The organism is Microbacterium umsixpiens (genome assembly GCF_053543675.1).
Genome location: NZ_JBLVOH010000038.1, coordinates 22453 through 26745, shown reverse-complemented (window position 1 = coordinate 26745; position 4293 = coordinate 22453). Strand labels below are relative to the sequence as shown.

Annotated in this window: 1 protein-coding gene; it reads right to left on the bottom strand. The window is 67.5% G+C overall.

Annotated elements, in window-relative coordinates; translation table 11 throughout:
• Positions 1-4062: PQQ-dependent sugar dehydrogenase (locus ACNPM4_RS03970; protein ID WP_448984764.1), on the bottom strand; the 4062-nt coding region annotated here is incomplete at its 3' end.
• Positions 4063-4293 lie beyond the last annotated feature (231 nt).

The following is a 4293-nucleotide window of genomic DNA, read 5'->3' as shown; positions in this document are numbered from 1 at the left end:
GTACACGACCAGCGTGTTCGCCCCGACCTTGGCGCCGAACGCGCCCGGCTTCACGAAGTTGAGGTCGGACCAGACGTTGTCCGTCAGATCCTTCGCCACTCCGTTGACCGTCAGCCGATCGACCCTGCCGGCGTCGTTGAGCTTGTACGACACCAGACTGTAGGAGCCGTTGGCGCCCACGGTGTACTGGCCACCCTCCTTGACCGTCACGGCGGGAGCCGTGACGTCGAGCGTGAACTTCAGGGTGGTGGCGTTGCCCGCCACGTCGTACACGACCAGCGTGTTCGCCCCGGCCACGGCACCGAACACTCCCGGCTTCACGTGGTTCAGGTCGGACCAGACGTTGTCGGTCAGATCCTTCTCGACGCCGTTGAGGGTCAGTCGATCGATCTTCCCCTCGTCGTGGAGCTTGAACGACACCCTGCTGTAGATGCCGTCACGGCCGACCGTGAACTCCGCGCCGCTCTTGACGGTCGCCGCCGGAGCCGTGGTGTCCGTCGCCGCCGCCGTGACCGAGAGGTCGCGCAGACGCCCGAAGTTGTCGAACGAGCCGAAGCCCACCCGACCCTCGGGGAACGTCTTGTCGTTCGCGGTCATCAGCGGGGCGTCGAGTCCGTCGACGTAGACGGCGATGTCGCCGCTGTCCACGCAGCGGACCACGCGCACGTCGTGCCACTCCTCGTCGGTGACCGCCGGCGGAGCACCGACCGCGCCGTCCCACTGGTCGTCGATCCGCTCGCGGTCGGCCTTGTTCACCTTGAAGATGCCGTTGTGCGGGTAGATCGAGTTGTCCTGCGAGAGGTGCGCGTAGTAGTACTCCGTGTCCGACTTCCAGCCGAAGACGATGATCACGTCGCGGTTGTTCACGGATGCCTTCTCGTCGAGACGCACCTGGCCGGTGAGGTCGAACGATCCGAGCTCCGGTCCTTCGGTGAGGACGGCGTACTCGAACGGTCGGCGGATGCCGTCGTTCGGGTTGGTGCCGGCCTCGGTGAGCACGACCTCGTCGCCGGGGAAGTCCCACTTGGCCGGGGTCCGCGGCGCCCAGTCGCCCTCCGCCATCACGTCGGTGATGACCTCGCCGTCCGGCGTGCAGGTGGGCGGCGTCGGCGGTTCGACCGGCGGCACGGCGTACAGCGCGTACTGCGCGGCGACCTGCTCGGCGGTGGGAACCGTGTCGAGCAGCATGATGTCGTCCATCCGCCCGTTGAACGGGTTGGCCTCCTTCGTGTTCTGCGGGAAGCTGCCGCCGATCTTGATGCCGGCCGGTGCGGTGTCGGATGTGGACCCCTCACCCCACGGGTTGGCCGCGGTGTACTTCCCCGCCAGTTCCTCGCCGTTCATGAACAGCTTCATCTCGCCCGCCGCGAAGTCGAAGGTCGCCGCGAGATGCACCCACTGCCCCTTCTTGAGGATCTCGTTCCACGGCAGGTCGGCCGCGAACGTCCAGGAGCCGGCACCGTCGACTCGGCGCCCGAGCGCCACGAGCTTGAGCTCGCCGTCGACGGTGATGACCTCGAGCAGCGCGCGCACCGCGTGCCCGTCGGAGGTGCCGGTGAGCACGCCCGCGAGACCGATCGCGTTGTACACGTCGTCCGGATTCGCGGTCCCCGAGTTCAGGGCCGGGTGATCGCCGGTCGGCTTGAACCAGCCCATGACGGAGGCCTTGTCCGTACCGGCGAACGCATCCAGCGACTCGACCCCGTTCGCGTTGTAGATGCCCGCCTTCCAGTCGTCGTTCGACGCGGTCCGCGGACTCATCTGTTGGGTCTGCAGCGCCTCGCCCGCACCGGGGTAGGCGCGGTCGGCGACCCGCATCTCGACCCCGCCGTTGATCAGCGAGATGTCGGTGCCGGAACGACCCTGGTCGACCTCGATCGTCGGCTTCGCCGCATCCGGGTGATCGAAGTCGTGGTGCGTGACGAGGTTCGGCGCGAGTGCGGGAAGGACGAACGGGTTGCTCGGCTCATCGACCGAACGCGCCCCCGTGACCTTCCAGATCTTGCCGTTCGCCTTGGAGACGAGGTAGAGCTCGCCGTCGGCGTCGGAGCCGAACCGCAGGTCGACGCGCTTGTCACCGACCAGCTCCTGGAACGTGGTCTCCTCGCCGTCGGCGAAGACCCGCAGCTCCTCGATCGTGGCGAGGTCGTCGATGTCGCCGTCGTTGCGCACCATCTCCTCGGCATCGGTGGACAGCACCCAACCGCGCACCAGATCGGTGAAGAGGTAGCGTCCCTGGAGTTCGGGGATGTCGCCGCGGTAGACGAATCCGCCGTTCACGGCCACTCCCGCATCGCCGGTCTGACCGGGGTCGCGGTTATGGTCGTAGGCGGCCACCGGATAGGTGAAGCCGTTCTCCGCGTCGTCCTTCGGCAGCGGGAAGATCTGCCGGTTCTCGGCGAGGAACGAGCCCTCGCGCACCGACCAGCCGAAGTTGTCTCCCGGCTCGACGGCGTAGACCGACTCGACCTGCCACTCGCCGATGTGCGCGAGATACATGGTGTGGTCACCTTCGGTGTCCCAGCTGATGCGGTGCGGGTCGCGCATGCCGACGGCGTAGATCTCCGGCAGGGCATCCGCGTCATCGACGAACGGGTTGTCGGCCGGAACGCCGTACTCGCCGTTCTCGCTGTCGTCGCCGGTGGGGTTCACGCGCAGGATCTTGCCCTGGGGTGTGGCCAGGTCCTGCGGGTTGCCGTTACCGACGCCGTTGCCGCCGTCGCCGACGAGGATGTAGAGGTTGCCGTAGTCGGCGTCGCCCTCCGACACCGTGGGGTTGAACGCGATCTGCTGCACGGTGTGCACGCGGCCCGCGAACGGGATGCGCATGACCTCGCGGTGCGTGCCGTCGAAGGTCGCCGCCGAGGGGTCATCGGCCTTCCACTCGGTGATCACACTGTGGAACGCGGTGGTGCCGAAGGCCGGGAAGTCCGGGGTGTCTTCGGTCAGCGCCGTGCCTCCCTCGGTGTGCACGGTGTAGAACAGCCCGTTCTCGGCGAAGTCGGGGTGGAACTCGGCCGATCCGAGCCCCGTGCCGAGGCCTGCGCTGTTGTGGAAGTTGTCGATGAACTCGTTCCGGACGTTGAGGTACGGGACGTACTCGCCCGATTCCTTGTCGACCAGATAGAGGATGTCGTTGTTGTCGGGGACCATCAGCCGGCCGGAGTCGTCCGGCACCTCGTCGAGGTGCGTGATGCGGTTGTGGCGCACCAGACGCTGGTCCTGCGTGGCCGGGGTCGTCTGCGACTTCGGCAGCTGTGCGAGCTCGGTCACCTCGATGCCGAGGTCGGCGAGCGCGGGGTCGGGCAGCGGGTTGAGCAGCGGCTCGTTCGCCGTGCCTCCCGGTGCGCAGTCGCCGGGGTTGCCCGTGGCGATCGCGAGGTTCTCGCCCGTGTTGTCGACGGCGACGTCATCGAGCAACAGGCGTCCCGTGCTGGTGGCGCCGTTCTTCCAGAAGAACCGGTCGAGCGCGCCGTTCACCGCCTGACGGAAGCCGAACTGCTGCTCGGTCCCCTCCGGGAGGCGGGTCTGCTCTTCGTACGCGCCGCCCTGGCTGTACACGGTGACCTTGTCGGTGGCGTTGTCGGCGACGATCCACACGCACTGCCAGGCGTCCTTCGACCACACGCCCGCGGGCTTGAAGGCGCCGCCGTCACGCACGCGCAGCACGTCGTCGTTCTGGTTGTTCACGTAGGCACGGCTGTTCACGTAGTCGTTCGGCGCATCGACATCGGTGAGACCGAACGAGGTGTCGACGCTGCCGGTGCGCAGGAAGCGGAAGAACAGCGTGCCGGTATCGCCCTCGGCGATGGCCGGTATCGCGCGATACGACTGCTGCCCGCCACCCACGGACTCGACGACCTGGTTGTTGCCGTTGAGCGGGTCGGCGATCACACGCGGAGCTGCAGACGACGTCCATCCGTCCTGCCCGTTCAGCGCGACGCGCTCGTACGCCTCGAAGTCGACCAGCTCGGTGAACGGCTCTGCCGCGGCAGCGGGGGTCGCAGTCAGCAGGGCTCCGACGACGGCCGCGGCAGCGACCAGCGCACCCGTTCGTCGCACCCCGAAGGTTCGAGGAGGAGGTGCTGCCGATCGAGTGCTCGAGCTCGCGGGTCGCATGGATCGTTCGTGCATCAGAAACCTCTCAACGTCGTCGTCGTGTGGTGTCGTGCCGATGGGTCGTGCCGCCTTCTCCGGGGCGGCACTGCAGCGGAGAAGGTGTGGAACGGTACTGCGGTTCGGGGGCGGAAACGCTTTCGCAAGCGCTTTCGTCGGATGGACGAGAAAGGCGGG